Source organism: Maribacter sp. 2-571 (genome assembly GCF_050589625.1).
In the GTDB taxonomy this organism is placed as follows: Bacteria; Bacteroidota; Bacteroidia; order Flavobacteriales; family Flavobacteriaceae; genus Pelagihabitans.
This window is the reverse complement of the sequence record NZ_JBNGOP010000011.1, coordinates 17,224-36,785: the sequence shown is the minus strand read 5'-3', so window position 1 is coordinate 36,785 and position 19,562 is coordinate 17,224. Positions and strand designations below refer to the sequence as shown.

13 protein-coding genes are annotated in these 19,562 nt (G+C 44.3%); 9 read left to right on the top strand and 4 right to left on the bottom strand.

Translation table 11 applies throughout. The annotated features are described in order from the left end of the window. The first annotated feature begins 87 nt into the window (after positions 1-87). Positions 88-885: a CDP-alcohol phosphatidyltransferase family protein gene (locus ACRD7P_RS09625; RefSeq protein ID WP_430907343.1), complete on the top strand. Its 798-nt coding sequence runs from the start codon at positions 88-90 to the stop codon at positions 883-885. A 2-nt stretch (positions 886-887) separates the two neighbouring features. On the opposite strand, the gene ACRD7P_RS09620 is transcribed toward ACRD7P_RS09625, so the two are convergent. Further along, a complete protein-coding gene (locus ACRD7P_RS09620; RefSeq protein WP_430907342.1) occupies positions 888-4,118 on the bottom strand; it encodes a S41 family peptidase in 3,231 nt (1,076 codons plus the stop codon). 103 nt (positions 4,119-4,221) lie between these two features. Here ACRD7P_RS09620 and ACRD7P_RS09615 point away from each other — a divergent pair, with 103 nt between their 5' ends. The 6 genes from ACRD7P_RS09615 (at position 4,222) to ACRD7P_RS09590 (ending at position 12,865) form a co-directional block, all read left to right on the top strand. Beyond that, complete coding sequence (locus ACRD7P_RS09615; protein WP_430907341.1) at positions 4,222-4,839, top strand: SAM-dependent methyltransferase; 618 nt, start codon at positions 4,222-4,224, stop codon at positions 4,837-4,839. A 273-nt stretch (positions 4,840-5,112) separates the two neighbouring features. Continuing rightward, positions 5,113-8,337 carry a VPS10 domain-containing protein gene (locus ACRD7P_RS09610; protein WP_430907439.1) on the top strand — a complete coding sequence of 1,075 codons (3,225 nt, stop codon included), beginning with the start codon at positions 5,113-5,115 and terminating at the stop codon, positions 8,335-8,337. Positions 8,338-8,456: 119 nt separating this feature from the next. Next, positions 8,457-10,412 carry a S9 family peptidase gene (locus tag ACRD7P_RS09605; RefSeq protein ID WP_430907340.1) on the top strand — a complete coding sequence of 652 codons (1,956 nt, stop codon included), beginning with the start codon at positions 8,457-8,459 and terminating at the stop codon, positions 10,410-10,412. 16 nt (positions 10,413-10,428) lie between these two features. Next, on the top strand, positions 10,429-11,109 hold the full coding sequence (locus ACRD7P_RS09600) for a DUF2490 domain-containing protein (RefSeq protein WP_430907339.1): 681 nt from the start codon (positions 10,429-10,431) through the stop codon (positions 11,107-11,109). A gap of 62 nt (positions 11,110-11,171) precedes the next feature. Further along, complete coding sequence (locus ACRD7P_RS09595) at positions 11,172-12,389, top strand: bifunctional alpha/beta hydrolase/OsmC family protein (protein WP_430907338.1); 1,218 nt, start codon at positions 11,172-11,174, stop codon at positions 12,387-12,389. After that, positions 12,386-12,865: a YdeI/OmpD-associated family protein gene (locus tag ACRD7P_RS09590; RefSeq protein WP_430907337.1), complete on the top strand. Its 480-nt coding sequence runs from the start codon at positions 12,386-12,388 to the stop codon at positions 12,863-12,865. Before ACRD7P_RS09595 ends, ACRD7P_RS09590 begins: the two co-directional genes overlap by 4 nt. A 183-nt stretch (positions 12,866-13,048) precedes the next feature. Here the strand turns inward: ACRD7P_RS09590 and ACRD7P_RS09585 are convergent, their stop codons facing one another. Both ACRD7P_RS09585 and ACRD7P_RS09580 read right to left on the bottom strand, forming a co-directional pair. Further along, the gene (locus tag ACRD7P_RS09585; RefSeq protein WP_430907336.1) at positions 13,049-13,459 is read right to left on the bottom strand and encodes a DUF1348 family protein; all 411 of its coding nucleotides are present in this window, start codon (positions 13,457-13,459) and stop codon (positions 13,049-13,051) included. Positions 13,460-13,468: 9 nt separating this feature from the next. Further along, positions 13,469-15,094, bottom strand: a complete 1,626-nt coding sequence (locus ACRD7P_RS09580; protein ID WP_430907335.1) for an NAD(P)/FAD-dependent oxidoreductase — start codon at positions 15,092-15,094, stop codon at positions 13,469-13,471. Positions 15,095-16,040: 946 nt separating this feature from the next. Between ACRD7P_RS09580 and ACRD7P_RS09575 the strand changes: the two genes are divergently transcribed. Beyond that, positions 16,041-16,640, top strand: coding sequence for a superoxide dismutase family protein (locus ACRD7P_RS09575; RefSeq protein ID WP_430907334.1), 600 nt, complete (start codon positions 16,041-16,043; stop codon positions 16,638-16,640). 632 nt (positions 16,641-17,272) lie between these two features. Here ACRD7P_RS09575 and ACRD7P_RS09570 read toward each other — a convergent pair. After that, the gene (locus ACRD7P_RS09570) at positions 17,273-18,073 is read right to left on the bottom strand and encodes a hypothetical protein (RefSeq protein ID WP_430907333.1); all 801 of its coding nucleotides are present in this window, start codon (positions 18,071-18,073) and stop codon (positions 17,273-17,275) included. A gap of 281 nt (positions 18,074-18,354) precedes the next feature. Between ACRD7P_RS09570 and ACRD7P_RS09565 the strand changes: the two genes are divergently transcribed. Beyond that, complete coding sequence (locus ACRD7P_RS09565; RefSeq protein ID WP_430907332.1) at positions 18,355-19,542, top strand: LETM1-related biofilm-associated protein; 1,188 nt, start codon at positions 18,355-18,357, stop codon at positions 19,540-19,542. Positions 19,543-19,562: the final 20 nt, after the last annotated feature.

Below are 19,562 nucleotides of genomic sequence, written 5' to 3'. Positions count from 1 at the left end.
ATTAACCTTATCTTTGCGTAAGGAGCAAACAGTGTTTTGGGCCAGCGTGTTTTCGTTTCCCTATTTTCTGTTTTCCCCCAGTTTCAAATGTCAAAACTACCCAAGGAGAATCAATTTTTTGATTTGTCGGACTATGGCAGACCAATTGCCAGAATTATTGCCCAACGCCTAAAGCATACCGCTTTCACCCCTGTTCATGTCACCATAGGTTTTGTACTATGTGGCCTAATGGCAATCGTATGCGTATTGCAACAGTACTATTGGGCAGCCGCATTTTTTCTGGTGCTGAAATCCATTTTGGACGCTGCAGACGGGGAATTGGCAAGAATAAAACAAACCCCCAGTTATACCGGCCGCTATTTGGATTCGGTTTCCGATATTCTTTTAAATCTTATGATCTTGATTACGGTCTGGTATGTTACCGATGCCTCCCTGATGTATACCTTGTTCGCCTTTTTTGGCATTCAACTACAAGGCACCCTATACAATTATTACTATGTTATCTTAAGGAACAAGCATGATGGAGACAAAACCAGTAGGGTTTTTGAAAACAGCACCCCAACTGCCATGAAAGGGGAGAAACAACGTACCGTCAATATTCTTTTTATGGCCTATACCCTACTTTATGGGGTTTTCGACAGAGTCATTTATCATTTGGACCGCAAGGCGGTAGAAAGTCAACATTTGCCCAACTGGTTCATGACCATCGTGTCCACCTTTGGTCTTGGTTTCCAACTTCTTATCATTGGTGTGATGCTCGTTCTCGAAATGAAACACCTTATCGTTCCCTTTTTTATAGGGTATTCTTTTTTCATTTTTGTTTTTATCGCGGTTCGAAGGTTGATGAACCCAAAACGAACGGTACCGCATAGCAATTCCCAATAGCACTACTCTACTGTATTCATCAATTCCGTTACGGCACGTTCCAATTGTTGGTCCCGCCCTTTATCGATGATCCCTGGCATATTTTTCACTTGAATATCCGGTTCGGTCTGGTTGTTTTCCATCCATTCCCCAGCTTTGTTTTTGGCACTGACCGGTACCACGCCCCAGCTGCCTCCATTGGGTAGGCGTTCCCATCCTGCAAAGCTACAGGTACCGGGAACGGGCATGCCCACCGTTTTGCCGATCTTAAGATCTTTATACCCACTGGCAAAGCATGAGCCATCGCTATACATTGATTCGTTGAACAGCGCCAAGGTAGGTTTTGTCCACCTTGCCGTGGGTTCCCCTCCTACTTTTCGGGCTTCGGTCTCATAGGAAAGAAACGGTTCCCCCGTAAAAAACATGGCCAAATCGGCCACCAAATCGCCACCACCATTAAAACGGGTGTCCACGATAACGCCCTTCGTCCCGTTAAATTTTCCCATCATACGCTCGTAAATGGTACGATAGGGGCCGTCGCTCATACCGGGAATATGTACATAGCCCAATTGTCCCTTACTTTTAAGGGCGACCTCTTCTTCGTTCTTTTTTACCCATCGTTTGTATAGCAATCGGTTTTCTTCCCGCAAGGATATCGGTTTTACGGTATACTGGGTACGTTTTCCTTTAGCATCCAACACCTCTATAAGCGTAAACCTACCCGCCTTTCTATTCAAATATGCGGCAACATCCCTAGAAGGAAGCAGTACTTCCCCATCTATTTTTTCGATGATGTCGCCCGGGGTAACGGAAACGCCGCTCTTGTCCAAAGGGCCTCCCTTGATGATCTCTACTACCTTTATACCGTTACCGCTATAATCGTAGTCCCTAAAAATGCCCAAGGAAGCGGTTTTATCCTCGTTCGGTATAGTACTGTTGTAACCGGAACCGGCATGGGAAACGTTCAGTTCGCCCAACATTTCGGAAACCAACTCCGCAAATTCCACGGAATTCCCGACATGAGCTACACGGTCTTCATAAGCCGTGCGCATTTTCGGCCAATCGATCCCATGAAAATTGGAATGGTAAAAAATTCCGTTGGTGCGCGACCATATGTGCTCGAACATGTACTTCCGCTCGGCGGTACTGCTAAATTGCATTTCCGCTTTTATTTTTACAGGTTCCGTTTTTTTACCTTTCGTATCGACTTTCGCTATTTTTCCATCGGAGAGTATGTACAAGTTTTCTTGATCGGAATCCCACTGCAAACTTGCCGATTTTGCCCCAAGGGGCACCAGCATTTTTGTTTCTTTGGTGCGTAATTCCGTTTCCCATAAATTTAGGTCCTTTTCAAAACGCGCTAAATAGTACAGGTGTTCACCATCTTTTGAAAGTACGGCATCGCTCAAAAACGCGGAATGTATGGTGAGTCGCTTCTTGCGTTCCTTCATATCCTCCCAATCGAAAGTAATCGGTGTTACTTTTGCTTTTGTCCCCTTCTTCCCCTTTTTCTCGTCTTTTTTCTTCTCATCGGACTCTTTTTCCTTCTTTTTGTCCTTTTCGATCAATTTTTTAAGATCATACTCCTCCTTGTCCATATTGAACTCGTCCCAGGCATCCTTTGAAAAAAACATGCTGTATACATCAAACTGAAGACGGCCGCTGGTCGCGTAACTTTTAAGCCCGTTGCGGTTCCCGAACCATATCATTTGCTTTCCCCCGTTCACCCATTTCGGGGCCAGATCATAATAACCGCTATCGGTAAGGTTCACACGTTTTTTTCCGTCGGCGGACAATACTAATATTTCGTAATTGCTCAGGGTAGCCCCCCATTCCACCAATAGCCATTTGCTATCCGGGCTCCATCTGAAATATTGGTCCCCATCGGAAAAATGATAGAGATCGTTTGGCGTCAAAAGGGTTTTAGTCTCTTTGGTGGTAAGGTCCATCACTTTTAGGGTCCTCCTGTCCTCGATATAGGCCATTGACGTTCCGTCGGGTGAAAATTCCGCCAGATAATTGGCCTTATCGTTCTTAAGTATCGGTACTTCATTGAGCAACGTAGCGGCAAATAGATAGGGTTCTTCCTTTCGTACGATTTCGGTTTTGTAAATTCCCCATCTTCCATTTCGTTCGCTAGAATAGGTAACGGCTTTACCATCGGGAGTAAATTTCACAAAACGTTCCTGTTCGGGTGTATCAGTAAGGCGTTTGGTAAGGGCACCGTCTACAGCGGTAACAAATACCTCGCCCCGCGAGATAAAAGCGATCTGTTTTCCATCGGGCGCAATATCCATCTCCTGAACATTACCATTGACCGACAAAAAGGCATCCGTATTGCCAACATCCTGGGTGCGTATGTCGATGATCACCTTTTTAGGCGCTCCAGCTTCTTCCATCACATAGAGCTCTCCATGATAAGAAAAGGCCAACCGACCGTTTCCGGAACTTAAAGAACGTATCGGATGTGTTTTAAAAGCGGTAAGCTGTTCCGACGTTTCGGGTTTGGCCAAATCTATTTGGTGCACATTAAACGTACCCGAGGCTTCACTCAAATAAAAAATGGTTTTTCCATCCTTACCGTAAACCGGGTTTCGGTCCTCCCCTTTGAACTTGGAAATCATGGTATGGGTATCCGTGGCCAAATCGTACTTCCAAAGATCCCTTGTTATGGCAGAAACATGGTGTTTTCGAAATTCGTTCTCGTACCCTTTTAAATCGTGATATACCATTTGGGTACCGTCGGGGGCAATTTGTACGTCTTCTGCCGGAATGGACCACACCTGTGTCACACGCCCACCGGACACTGGCACCTGATAGAGTTCGGGCTGTTCCGCAACCGGAAATTGGCGATGCAATACATGGTCCTGACGGACAGCACCAAAAAGAACGGCGCCGCCATCCGCGGAAAACGTATAGGGACTTTCATCCGCACTATGAAAGGTGAGCCGTGTTGCGCGACCACCCTTGGCATCCATTACAAAAACATCAAAATTACCATAACGGTCCGAGGCAAAAGCCAACGAATTTCCATCCTTGCTCCACACGACCCTATTATCGTGCGCTTCATGAAACGTAAGCTGGGTCGCGGTACCGCCTTCCGAAGATACGCGAAAGATGTTTCCCTTGTAGGTGAACGCGATTACGGTTCCGTCCGGGGATAACGATGGGTATCGTGCCCATTTGGGCCGTATTTGCCCGAAAGCAACAAAAGTGAGTAGAAAAAGAATGGAGAAAAACGTTCCTTTGGTCATAGGTGGTCGGTGCTAAAATGAAAAAGCGCCAAGATAAGAAAAGCCCCACGATCGTCTTTTGTATTTTTGATATATTTAAGAACGCTTTACAAACATAATATCCATGCAACAGGATACCGAGGCCTATTACTGGACACAACGCTATAAAGAGGAACGAACAGGATGGGATATTGGCAGCCCCTCTACCCCTTTAAAAACGTATATTGACCAATTGTGGGACACCGAATGCAAGATCTTAATACCGGGAGCGGGAAACGCATACGAGGCGGAATACCTTTGGAAAAAAGGTTTTAAGCACGTATTCGTATTAGACGTATCCCAAACGCCCTTGCTGGCGTTTTCGAAACGCAATCCCGATTTTCCAAAAGACCAGCTTTTACAAGAAAACTTTTTCGACCATCAGGGCACCTATGCGCTTGTTTTGGAGCAAACTTTTTTCTGTTCCTTCGTGCCTACCAAAACCAATAGGAATGCCTACGCAAAAAAGATGCACGAGCTGCTCATCGAAAACGGAAAATTGGTCGGACTCTGGTTCGACTTTCCATTGACCGGAGACATGGAAAAACGACCCTTTGGAGGCACGAAAACAGCATATTTAACCCATTTGGAGCCCTTTTTTCATCCCATCGTATTCGAACGATGCTACAACTCTATAGCACCACGGCAGGGAAATGAATTGTTCGGCATATTCCAAAGACGTTCAACGGACCGTCCAAAATGATTTTCAAGCTGAACTTCCGTTTCTGGCGCATATCCCTTTTTAGGAGATTGTTCGGCACACGATTTAACAAAAAAAGCAGTGCGTAAAAAGGAGCTTCCCTTAACAACTCCTTAAGAAATACCGTTAAAGTTTTTGGTATATTTAGACAGACTAATAATTACGGTAACGACGATAAAAAATACATGTGGGCGGCACCTATTCTGGCCCACTTTTTTATTGTTTTTCCGTTGACCCAAAAACGAAAATTTGAAAAATACTCCGCTTCTTGCCGTGATGCTCTTGGCATCGTTCTCCCTATTTTCCCAAAAATTTGACATGGACCTCCTTCAGGACATGACGCCCCGTAACATAGGTCCCGGTGGTATGAGCGGTCGTGTTACCGCAATCGATGTCGTGCATGACGATCCGGACGAAATTTATGTGGGCACTGCCTCGGGTGGGTTATGGAAGTCCACTTCTGGGGGAATTCAATGGAAACCTATTTTTGATGAGGAAGTTACCGCCTCTGTCGGGGCAATCGCCATTCAGCAAAGCAACCCTTCGGTATTGTGGGTCGGTACCGGAGAGGGCAACCCAAGAAACAGTTTGAACGGTGGTTATGGTATTTATAAATCCCTGGACGGTGGGAAATCATGGCAGGCCATGGGCCTTGAAAAGACCCGTCATATCCATAGGATAAAAATCGACCCTACCGATCCGAATACGGTTTATGTAGGCGCGATCGGATCGCCTTGGGGCGAGCACCCGGAAAGAGGGGTCTTTAAAACGACCGATGGTGGTAACACCTGGAAAAAAATACTTTTCGCAAACAACAGCACCGGTGTTGCCGATCTGGTAATGGATCCGAACAATCCCAACAAATTGATCGCGGCCCTATGGGAACACAAACGGGACCCCTGGTTCTTTAAATCCGGAGGAGAAGGGAGCGGCCTTTATATGACCCATGACGGTGGTGAAAATTGGAAAAAACTGACGGATGAAGACGGGCTTCCGAAAGGCGAATTGGGCCGCATCGGTATCGCCATCGCTCCAGGTAAGACCAATGTGGTGTATGCGCTGATCGAAGCCAAAAAAAATGCACTCTACAAATCGGTGGACGGTGGTTTTAAATGGAAAAAAATCAACGATAAAAGCGATATCGGCAATCGCCCGTTCTACTATTCCGAAATTTATGTCGACCCTGGAAATGAGAACAGGGTATATTCCGTATTCACCTATGTGAACGTTTCGGAGGACGGTGGTAAAAATTTCACACAGTTAATGCCGGCTTACGGAGTGGACAATGGTGTTCATCCCGATCACCATGCGTGGTGGATACACCCAAAAAACGGTCAGTTTATGATGGACGGGAACGATGGCGGCGTAAACATCACTAAAGATGGGGGCAAATCGTGGCGGTTCATCGGAAACATTCCGGTAGCACAATTTTACCATATCAATGTAGACAACGAGTTTCCGTACAATGTGTATGGCGGAATGCAGGATAATGGCTCGTGGCGAGGCCCGGCCTACGTTTGGCGCGCCCAGGGTATCCGCAACAGTTATTGGCAGGAAATTGCCTTTGGTGATGGTTTTGACGTGGTACCCGACCTTGATAACAACCAGTTTGGCTATGCGATGAGCCAACAGGGGTTCGTGTCCCGGTACGATTGGAAAACGGGAAACAATTATTTGGTACGGCCCACACCACCAGATGCCGAAACCAAGCTCCGTTTTAATTGGAACGCCGCAATAGGCCAAGACCCTTTTGACAACGGTACGGTTTATTTTGGGAGCCAATTCGTACATAAAAGCACCGATAAAGGGCTCACCTGGCAGGTAATTTCACCGGACCTGACCACGAACGATGCCAACAAACAAAAACAAAGTGAAAGTGGTGGACTTACCATGGATGCCACCGGTGCGGAAAACCATTGCACCCTATTGGTAATAGAACCCTCTCCCCTGGAAAAAGACATGCTTTGGACCGCCTCCGATGATGGCAGGGTACATTATACCACCACAGGGGGCAATGACTGGGTAGAGGTTACCAAAAATATTAAGGGGTTGCCCGCCGGTAGTTGGATCACTCAAATAAAGGCCTCCAATAAAAAGAAAGGGGAAGCACTTTTGGTCGCGAACGACTACCGCCGCTTCAATTATACCCCATATGCCTACCGAACCACGAACTATGGACAGACCTGGGAACGTATCGTTGACGAAGGGGACGTAAGCAGTTATACGTTATCCATAGTGGAGGATATCGAAAACGCTAACCTTCTCTTTTTAGGAACCGACGATGGTCTTTATATTTCTTTCGATGCGGCAAACTCTTGGCAAAAGTGGACAGAAGGTTTCCCGACGGTTTCCACCAAGGATCTGGTGATCCAACCCAGGGAACACGATCTGGTTATCGGAACGTTCGGGCGTGCCGCCTGGGTATTGGACGATATTCGTCCACTGCGCAAGTTGGCTTCCAATATGGAAACCCTACAGGAAGAAATTAGGCTATTCACACCTCCCATCGCTTATCAGGCGGCTTACCAACAGCCTACCGGAAGCCGTTTTGGCGGCGACGCCCTGTACAACGGCACCAATAGGAAAGAAGGGGCCATGATCACCTACTACATAAAAGAAGGAAAGAAAAAAGAAGCCCAAGACGATAAAGAAGGTGATGCCGCCGAAAAAACAGCGAAAGATAGCACAACGACAGATACCGACGCTGCCGACAAAAAAGAAGATTCCAGAACCGGGGTACAGAAAAAGGACTCCATACAGTTCAATTTTTATGACGGTGACCGTTTGATCCGGACCTTAAAGTACAAGACCCCTGAAAAAGCCGGTTTTCATCGTATTTATTGGGAAATGGATGAAAAAGGCCCGGATCGTCTGGCGCGCAAACCAAGTACCGATAAAAGCGAACGCGGTGGTAAGGCCGTAAAACCGGGGAAGTACACCATTGAGGCCTTGTTCGGAGAAAAGAAGTCCGAAACCGTTATTGAAGTGAAGACCGACCCGAGACTCCGGGTCTCCGAAACGGCTATAAACGAGGCCTACGATTACTCGGAAAAAGTACACCAAATGACACAGACCGCGGCCGATGCCCTAAAGCAACTTGTCGACAGTAAGGAAATCGCGGCCGACTACGAGAAAACGTTGAAGAAGCGGGACAAAAAGCAATATGCGGACCAGATAAAAGCGTCAAAAACGATGACCAAAGAAATCGATAGCATCATCGCCTTGTACATTGGCAAGGAGGACAAACGGCAGGGAATTACCCGAAATCCGGAGATGACCGTTACCCAGCGCTTACAAAACGCCGGTTATTATGGCGCTACGCGACCGAACGGAATCACCGCTACCGAAAAGAAACTGTTACAATATGCGCAGGAGGATCTAAAAAAAGCCTTGACCAAAACCAACGCTTTTTTTGAAGAAAAATGGAAGACCTACCGAGAACAAATAGAGGCATCCGCGGTTTCCCCGTTCAAAGAAGTAAAAATCTTTCGTTTAGAATAGCGTGATTTATCCCTTTAGACGTCCCAAAAAACGAAACGTACGCTTTAGCCGTAGAAGAAGTTTAAGTCCATTCAAAAATGTTCCCTCGGAAAAACAGAACATCAATTAAATAAATCATCATGAAAAAACGTATTGTAGTTTGCCTTTTGGCAGTAATTGTTTGGGGTTGCAAGGAGAAAGAGACACCGGTAGAACCTACCGTTGCCGAAACCATGAAAACCTACACCATTGAACAAATGATGGATAACGAAGCCATCCGTGGCGGTAGTTTTTCGCCCGATAAATCACGGTTACTGGTTTCGAGCAATCGTTCAGGAATTTACAATATGTATACGATTTCGGCCCAGGGCGGGGAAATGAAACCCGTTACCGCTTCGGACAGTTCCTCCGTTTTTGGGATTTCATATTTTCCCGAAGACGAGCGCATGCTTTTCCGTATGGATGGTAATGGCGATGAAATTTATCATATTTATTTAAGGGACCTCGACGGTTCTCATCGGGACTTGACGCCCTATGAGGGAAAAAGGGCCAATTTTTATGGTTGGACAAAAAATAAAAGTAGTTTTCTATTTTCCTCTAACAAACGGGACGATCGTTATTCCGACCTGTATGAAATAGATATTAGGGATTTTTCGGAAAAACTGGTCTATACCAACGAAGAAGGATATTTTCTAGGAGGGCTCTCGAACGACAAAAAATACCTTACGTTGATCAAACCCATAAATACAAACGATTCCGATTTGTTTCTTTATGGTATTGAGGACAAGTCCCTTACCAAAATTAATCAGAACCAAAGCGCAAACAGCCCTGAGGACTTTTCCCCGGACGGTAAATATGTTTACTTTACCACGGACGAGGGTGGGGAGTTCAGTAGGCTTATGCGCTATGGTATCGCAGATAAAACGGTCGAAGAAGTGATGCAGCGGGACTGGGACATTCTAGGAAGTTATTTTACCGAAAACGGCACCTATCAGGTTACCTATATTAACGAAGATGCAAAAAATGTAATCGAGGTGATGGATGTCGCCAATGGGAAGAACATCGAACTACCCGCTTTGGACGGAATGGATATTACCAACGTGGGATTCTCAAGGGACGAAAAGTCGATGCGGTTTTATGCGGGCGGCTCCCATACTCCGTCGAACCTTTATGTCTATGATCTAGAAACAAAGGAACAAACAAAACTCACAGAAGTACTGAACAATGAGATCCAGGGACAAGATTTGGTGCATGCCGAAGTAATTCGATACAAATCGTTCGATGGCCTGGAAATCCCCGCTATTTATTATAAGCCACACCAAGCCACCGCGGACAACAAGGTACCGGCCTTGGTATGGGTACATGGCGGCCCTGGAGGACAATCACGACAGAATTTCAATTCCCTGCTCCAATATGTCGTAAACCACGGTTATGCGGTACTGGCCGTCAACAATAGGGGAAGTAGTGGATATGGAAAGAGCTTTTTTAAAATGGACGACTTGAACCATGGCGACAAAGATCTTAAGGATTGTATTGAAGGAAAAAATTGGTTGGCGGAACAGAAAGAGATCAATCCCGATAAAATTGGAATCATAGGAGGTTCCTACGGTGGTTATATGACCATGGCCGCCTTGACCTACGCCCCTGAGGAATTTGATGTAGGTGTCAACCTTTTCGGGGTTACCAATTGGATCCGTACCCTTCGGAGCATTCCACCATGGTGGGAGGCCCAAAAAGAAGCGCTCTATTTAGAGTTGGGCGACCCCAATAGTGCCGATTCAGTACGTTTGCGTGCTATTTCCCCATTGTTCCATACCGACAAGGTGACCAAGCCGTTGATCGTACTTCAGGGTGCCAAAGATCCAAGGGTACTCCAAGTGGAATCCGATGAAATTGTAGCCGGGGTCAAAGCGAACGGGGTGCCAGTGGAGTATGTACTATTTGAGGATGAGGGACATGGTTTTGTCAAGAAAGAGAACCAGATCAAGGCCAACAGTAAAATTTTGGAATTTTTAGACCGGTATTTGAAAAAAGAGAAGGAAAAACCGGTACAAGATGGACAATCCATGACGACCGATCCGGAAACCAAACCATAAAAAGTAACGATAATTCATGAAAAAAATAGTAATCTGCGTAGCTTCATTGCTATGTATTACAGGGCTAGTCGCCCAAGATTCAGGCGAGAACGCCTTGGGTTCTTGGCATATGTATTTTGGTACAAATCGTGTTTCCGATAAACTGAGCATCCATACCGAGGGCCAGTTGCGGTATTATGAAACAGGCGAGAACTTCAACCAATTGTTGCTCCGCACCGGGCTCAACTATCACATCGACCCGAATGCTATCGTTACCGGGGGGTATGCCTTTATCGATACCGACCCCACTTTTGAAGAACTTGCCGGTGACCGAGATATAACCGAACATCGTATTTTTGAACAGCTGATCTTAAAAAACAAGGTTTGGGAGCTTCTTTTTGAGCATCGTTACCGGCTAGAGCAACGTTTTTTGAACTTTGGCCAAAACAATACCGATGTGCAACACCGTGCCCGGTATCGCGTACAGGTTACCTTGCCGCTAACCGACACTTTTTTCCTTAACTTTTATGATGAAGTGTTCTTGAATTTACAGGATCAGGTATTTGGACAAAATCGGATGTACGCCGCGGTCGGGATTCATGTCACCAACAATTTGAGTGTACAGTCGGGCTATTTAAAAAATCATTTTAACAATACCAACTTTGATCGCTTACAGGTCGCCGTTTTTTACAATCCCGATTTTCGAAAACAAAAATGAGATTGACCAGCAACGGACCAATACGTAAAACCGGTTTTTATTTTATATTTTAAACATCGCATATGGGCATACAAAAAGTTACTTTTTCAAATAAGGAAGGACAGAACCTCGTGGGTAGAATAGAAATGCCGGTCAATGGCCATCCGCACAATTTTGCCATTTTCGCGCATTGTTTTACCTGTAACAAAAACCTGCTGGCGATCAAGAACATATCAAAAGCACTGACCGCAAGCGGTTTTGGATTGCTACGGTTCGATTTTACCGGTCTTGGCGAAAGCGATGGAGATTTTGCCGATACCAACTTCTCGGGCAATGTTACGGATCTTGTTGCCGCTGCCGACTTTCTTAAAGCGCACTACCAAGCCCCTAGCCTTTTGGTAGGGCATTCGTTGGGTGGTGCCGCCGTACTTTTTGCCGCGGAACAAATTGCTTCCGTAAAGGCCATGGCCACTATTGGTGCCCCATCGGACCCGACCCACGTACAACATCTTTTAAAAAGTGGTTTGGAAGAAATCGAGAAAAAAGGGAAGGCGGTCATCAATTTGAGCGGACGCGATTTTACCATTAAAAAACAGTTTCTCGATGACCTTAAAACCAAATCGCTGCCAGAGACGGTTAAAAAGCTTAGAAAACCGTTACTGATCCTCCATTCCCCTCAGGACAATACCGTTGGCATTAAGAACGCCGAAGAAATTTATGTGGCAGCGCACCACCCCAAAAGCTTTGTTTCCTTGGACGGTGCCGACCACTTGCTGATGAAAAAGGCCGATTCGCTCTATGCGGGCCAGGTTATCGCGGGCTGGGCACAGCGTTATATTAGCGCTCCGGAAAAAGCGGTACTTAAATCGAAACATAATGTAGTGGCAAGTTTGGATGCCGAAGATGGTTTTACCACCAATATGAAGGTCGGCAACCATTATGTAACCGCCGATGAGCCTTTGGATGTCGGGGGAAACGACTACGGACCCTCCCCCTACGAATTCGTATCGGCCGGACTTTCGGCCTGTACCGCAATGACCATACAAATGTATGCGAAACGCAAAGGTTGGCCGGTAGAAAACGTTGAAGTACATACGTCTTACGTAAAGTCGCATGCTGCCGATTGTGAGGCATGCGAATCGGAAAGTTCAAAAATAGATACCTTCCAACGCGCCATCAAACTGGTAGGTAATCTGGATGATGCGCAAAAAGCGCGCATATTGGAAATTGCCGACAAATGCCCGGTCCATAGAACGTTGCATAGTCCTACACAGGTAATAACTGAATTACTGGACGCGTGAAAAGTACCGTTTTTGAAGTAACGCTCATGGGGAAATCCGGAATATTGCTTCCAGAAAAAATAGTCCTACCGTTTTTAGAAAAAGGTTTGAAACGCGTACAGGTCGAGGCCAAGTTTGAAGGGAACACCATTAGCTTTCATGGCGCCATACAGCGACGGGGTGACGGTTATTTTATGATGTTCGGCAAAAAGAACCAAAAAACCCTGGGCATTTTTCCCAATGATTATTTTACGATACAATTTTTTGAGGACCGTACCAAGTACGGCGTTTTCATGTCCGAAGAGCTCGATGCCGTTTTGATGAGCGACGTAGCGGCATCCCAGATTTTTGAAGGGCTTACAGATGGCAAAAAAAGGGGCATTATTTATATGATCTCAAGATACAAAGGAGCACAAACTCGTATCGATAAATCCCTATTGCTTTGTGAAAACTTAAAGAAAGGGATACGGGACAATCGACATCTCCTAAAAACCTGACTCCGCTTCCCAATGTGGATTTGGACTTTAATACCGCTTCGGCGTTTCTGGCACTACACAAAACTACATTCTTAAGAAGGTCTATGGCCAAAAGTCAATTTGATACCATACTCACACCGCCTATCTGAAACAGGAGCTTAGAAAAAAATACCCCGATACTTTTGCATCGGGGTATTGTTCACATCAGACCAGTTCAAGTAACGCCTTGTCGATGGGAACATCATTTGAACTGATCGTATGATAAATGATCTGTCCTTTGAGATTGACTTCCCAAAATTCGTTCCCGTAGGTCCTGAAATACTCAAAATTTGCAGTTCTCCATTCGTACATAAACTGCACGGCTATTTTATTTTCCGAAAAAAGGGTTACGTTTTTCTCGATAACGTAATCCAGTTCTCTTTGCCATTTGATCTCTAAATTCGATTCCAGCTCCCTTCTATTGGTAATAATCTTACCTCTATAGCGAAAGTAGAATCCATCGATGGCAAAACAGGATAAAATGCTCCGAATATCCTTGTTATTCCAAAGATTTTCGGCAATCTGAACGGAACGGAGTACGGTCTCTTCCGTAAACGGTGGTTTCACTAATTCCATACGGCTACCTTATACCATTTCCACAGTTTCGTTTATCTTGCGCTCATTGACTACCGTAAAAGGATTCAGATACAGGTTTTCCTGTAAATAATCGCCTATCACTTCCTTGATCTTATGGATCATACGATTGTAATCATCCGCCGACTGTTCCTCAATCTTCTTTTCGGAACCTACGATAAATTCTTCTTCGTGCATAATTCTTAAAACCTGCTTCTGCATCCTAAAATGTTCCGTATACAGATGGCCCCAAACGTTGGTGTCCTGAAATTTATAATCGTCTTGATGTTTGAACTCGTTATAATGACCCCTGGAAGACACTTCGCCAAACCGACGTATCAACGAAATTGCCTCAGGGTGGTTGTGCGACATGTAGGCCATTTGATTTTGATCTTCGAGCATTTCGTGCAGTTCTTCAATACGTTTCACATAACCCACGAAAGTACTTTTAGAAAAGTTATTTTCGGACAACGCCTTCAAAATGGCCGTTTTGGCATGATACCCCATTGCCACACCACCTGTTAGGCCAGGGGAGCGCAACGGATCGATAAAAAAGGCGGCATCGCCCACCGTCAACCAGCCATCACCCGCGATTTGCTTGGCACGTCTTCTAAAATTCAACCGTTTTGCAAAAGGTTTGTGATTGGGATAATACCCATCTAAAAGTTCCGCTCCATCCAAGAGTTGCTTTAGGGTCGGTATTTTTTCGATATACTTTTCAAATGTTGCAAGGGAACCTTCCTCATTTATAATGTTGTCCCTATCGTTTCTTAGCGAAATCCCGATGCTCCAAATCTGTTCGTATACACAGTTAAACGTACTTGCCAGCACGTCCCTATCCAAAACGGGATTCTCCGGATCGCTTAAATAAATCAACATTGCGGAGAGATTTTCCGGCTCCGATTTTTGCCATGACACCAAGGGAATGTACCAAACCCAACCTTCTTTAAAACAAAGATGCTGCGTATATTCGTCTCTCGGATTCTCCGCGTCCAACGCCCAATTCTCATAATCCTTCAACCATTTCACATTTTTGTAATATGCCCAAACAGCTGACGTTTGAAAGGGAACGTCGGACTCCATATAATCTCCATCGGAACAATAATGATTGTTAATGATACTTGCGGGGCCTGTAGCGTCGACCACAATTTTACAATCCAAAAACATTTCCTTTCCATCTTGGATGTATTTGATCTTGTTCCCGTTGGATGAAAGGTTACAGCCCGAAGCATTGACACGTGCCCCCCTGGTAATCGTTATCCCTTGCTTTTGACAATTTTTTTCAAGCAATTCGTCGAAAGTCCTTCTTTCGATCTGAAAGGTTTCGTCAAAAGTTTCTATAATATACTCGGGCAATGTCGTGAGGTCCTTGTTCTTTTCATTACAGTGCCAAAACCCCAAACCTTTTTTTGTGTAAAAAAGACGTTGAAAGACCTCGTGCCTTACGTCGTTCGATCGTATCGCTTTACAAAATCCCGAAAGCGTGCTTTCCCCGATTTTGTGTGGGTATTTTTTTTGGCCTTCCAATACAATGATATTGGAATTTGGGCGCTCTTTTTTGATCCAAGAAGCCAGATTCAGCCCTTGTGGGCCCGCTCCTAAAATTGCGACGTCATAATTCAGATTTTTTGTTTCCATTTTCCCTTTTTTAAGAATTAAATATTAATTAAAAATTGATACTCACTAATTCTGGTTTCGATGCTCCTATAATTGGTGCTTAACCCTGTTCAAAAGGGTTTCGATAGTGGGTAGGGGTTAAACCCGTTCCCCCTCGACTGTCCTCGAATGCTCAGTAACCATTGGCCGTCCATACGGCGTATTAAGGTATAGCCGACCCCTGCCCAGGCAGCTAAACTTCCTATACCGAAGTAAAAGAGCATCCTGCGACCAAGAAACTTAAACGATTAATCAACATGCGCATTACTCGTCCATTCCAATAGTGCCCATCGAAAGGGACACCGCACTATTGGCATTGAAACATGCTTAAACTAATGGTGGTGAGTTATATTAGAATTGTATCGCTGTTGGGCATACGGACATCGTTGCGATCAAATCATCAATGTCGGTCGGTACCGTAATGTCAGCGAAAAGTTGGTGGTCAGATAATATGGCCGTAACCCAATTACTCCTAAATGAGTGGAAGCAACACATTACGTATCTGTGATTCTATATTATACTTGTAGGTTTAAACTTACTCTAATATATGATTTTACTTTTTAAATACACAATAAAATTTTAAGATGTCCGAGGATAAAAACATAACGACTTGGTTTTTATCCCTTTAAATATTAAAATATTTTTTGAAGTACCTACCATTAGTCCCGCTCCCATCAAAAACCGAATCTTGACAGGTTTCCAGTTCCCCGACACACCTGATTGTCCGTTCCATACTATTGCCTTCCTTGCTTGAACTTTTCTAAGTAGTAGGTTACAATAGCGTCCAAAGTAGGGCACCGTAAATTTATACGCATCAATGTACTGCCCCTTATATAGATAGCGCCCACTTATAAAAACCTATGGGCAATTATTGCCATCGGCCATAATTTTGTTTAATTTTAAAAACAACTTAAAAACAGATACATAGATGAAGCGTTTACAAATTTTGACCCTTGTCCTATTAGCAGGTTTTTCATATCAGTGCAAGGATGCGAAAAAGGGAATGGAGGATGCCAAGGAAGAAACCGAAGCGGCAGTCGATGAGATGAAAAAAGAAACGGAAGAGGCGATGGCCCCAAAGACCATCACATTTGCCATGAGCCCTAAAAGCGATAGTTCGGTCGAGGGCGAGGTAACGTTCACGGAAGAGGATGGATCGGTGAAAATGGTAGCAATGCTTTCCGGACTTTCCGAGGGGGAACATGCCATACACATACACGAAAAAGCCGATTGCTCCTCAGCGGACGGCAAATCTACGGGAGGCCACTGGAACCCTACCAAAGAACCTCATGGAAAATGGGGCGCGGCCGAGGGATACCATAAGGGCGACATTGGAAATTTTGCCGCCGATGCCGAAGGAAAGGCAACAAAAACGTTTGTAACCGACCAATGGTGCATCGGTTGTGACGATGCCACCAAAAACATTGTAGGTAAAGCGGTAATCGTTCATCAAGGGGTAGACGATTATGAGAGCCAACCCAGCGGTGCTGCCGGAAAAAGGGTAAGTTGTACCGGAATTATCCAATAAGCGAAAAGGGACAACACCAAGAATGAGCAATTCGTTTGCACTTATATTTTACGCGTCAAAAGCAAATGGTGTGCCTTTATTTGGTCATTTTAGCCGCTATAGCTAAGCCATACATATTTAGAATGACTTCATAATTGGTTTAAAGCGGATTCTATCGCTTTAAAACGTTTGACATAAAAAAAAGGCTGCCGATATCATCGGCAGCCTTTTTTTGTTTTCAAGTGAACCTGGTCCACTTTTTCTCAATTGCTTAAGAAAATTCCGTTTTCTTTTTTGTGTTCAATGTCTTGTTCAACGCTTTTTTAGCGGCGAACAGACGGTACGCCATAAAAAACATAAATGAAAACCAAGTAACGAGCAATGTATATTCCATAATTTTCGGGGGATTAGTGGAACAATGTTCAATTAAAAAATGTAATCAATTCCGTAACACTTGGGGCATTGCAGAATTTTAATAAAACTTTAATATATTTAAATGTAATGTTTCTTTTTCAATTTTCCTACATTTTAATGCAATATTACGGTGATTTTATTTCAGTGCGTTCCAAAAAAGATAGGAAAATACTAAGAGTGCCGTTTCTTAGTGTTTTCGTTTAAACCAAGAAGGCTCCGTTATTTTCGGAAGAAGAAGATCAACCGCGACATCCGCGAATAACACCGAACACATAATCGTCCAACGCTTCGTCAAACTCGTCTCCACAGTTCGCATCGCTACTTCCGCCACTTGAATTGTTTACATTGCTGCATTGATCATGATCCAAGCAATCCTTGGTCCATGCGCTCGGAATCCACCAACGACCACAATCCGCACCGCAGCGTCCCATGCATCCATAGTTTTCCCTTGCCTTACTACCTACGGCCACATTATCGACATGGTTGCCCCTACTATCGTCGTACTCCGCGTTCACAAAGGTGTTTTTACGTATACAGGTAATACCTTCATTTCTACTTTTAAGCACAGCTTGGGGGTCCTTTGAATAGACCTCTCTTTTACCATAGGTATAGTTTTCGGGAGATTTTCCCCAATATTCGATCAAACTGAGCAGGGAATATTCCACCAGCTCGATATCACCGTCCTTGGTGACCAACAGGTATTCGGCAATGTGTTTGCCAACTTCCAAGAGGTACTCCTTTTCCACCTCGGAAACCACATAATCGTGGCCATCTACCGAAATAGACTCGCTCCGATAATCTACTTTACCGTTGATTTCTTTTTCATTCAGCAAAATATCGATATCGAAAGTAAGTTCTCCAGTGGCTGTGGCGGAGTAGGCAATGTCGGTATCCTGAATGGCCATTTTTCCGGCAAAGACATCTTCATTTTGTCGATGGAGGCCAATAGTGCTTCCTTGGGGGTCGGTGCCATCGTCAGCACAGTTATTGAACAAAAGCATACCACATAGCAAGATTGCTACTTTTAAATAATTTTTCATGATTTTTGGGGTTTAAAATGTATTGAAAATTAAAGATTTTTAAAAGATTAACAAGAAAAAAGCCGTTAAATAGTTTTCCAAAACCGTATTTCGCCTGCCGACCAAAAACGAGTCCGACTGCTGCCCATCTCCGTTTCGCATTGGGAATTCTGCGATTTATTTATGAGAACGGATAGCTAAACAGTACCCGGTTGTCCGGGTTACCGCCATTGGTAAATCTGGTATTTTGCTAGGTAAGCTCAACATATTTGTCTTACTTTGATTACAAATAGTAGCATTACATGAACCCTTCGGCCCCAGGATGGATCACCAAGTTTGGATCTGAGGTACAAGACCGACCAAACCACTATAAGGACGTTACGGACCTTTATCAAGGACTCAAAAAAACGGGTTTTGTGTACGGTATCAATACCGATATCCCCAAATTTATTGAAACGGCACATTCCCTTTCCGAAGATGAAAAGGCAAAACTCAATCTGCTCACGGCGCTTTACTATACGTATCGCTTAGAAAAAGGGGAAAATGATTTTACCATTTTTTTAGAGGTCATATTCGCCTTCTATCAGGAGCTCAGAGTAAACCAAATCTCTTTTCTGGCCAGTCTTTTTGTTGAAAAAAAGACTTCTACGCAACTGGAAAAACTAATAGAATCCAGAGTGTATTTGGATGACAACGTTATCAGCAAAACGTTCAATAGCATCATTACCAACTCGCTGTTGTTTATTGATGTGTTGTTGTTCAAGCGCTATTTAAAGCATTCTGAAGGCATATATCAATATGCCCAGACCTTGGAATATTTGGCAATCAACGTTACCTATCATGCATTGCATTCAAAGGAAAAAAATAAAAACGATAAGAAATTGGCCCAGCTGTTCGAGGCCTCCCTCACCTTTATCGACGGTAGTGCGCAACATTTTGACGGTTCGTACCGGGAACGATTGCTAAAGAACAAAACACCCCTTGAAAATCAGTATTTTTTGGATATCGCTTGCCTATCGGTATGGGAAGACCATTCTTTGGAATATCAAGAATCGGACTTTATTTTCGGTATCGGTAACGATTTAGGGTTCCAAAACAAGCAGATTGCCTTGGCGCTTGAAGAGGTCACCTACTTTTTCCATAAAAATGCCGATACGATACCATTTTTAAAAGATCAAAACCTAGCATTACAGTTTTACGATAGCATGTCGAAAATTGTAAATAAGTTGATTTTAAGAAATAGCAAAAGACTGCAAAAAGAACTTTCGGAAAGTAAAGAGTTGGTTTCCTTGATATCAAAATCCACGATCAAGGAATTGACTCCCGACGAACGCAAAAAAATGCAGCATCAGCTGTTGGATATTTTCAAGAGTATTCCGTCTTTGGCCATTTTCATATTACCGGGCGGGGCCGTGCTACTTCCCATTTTCATCAAACTCATTCCTAAATTATTACCATCGTCTTTCGATGACAATCGCATCGAAAAATAATCCGATTTCTGATAAAACAG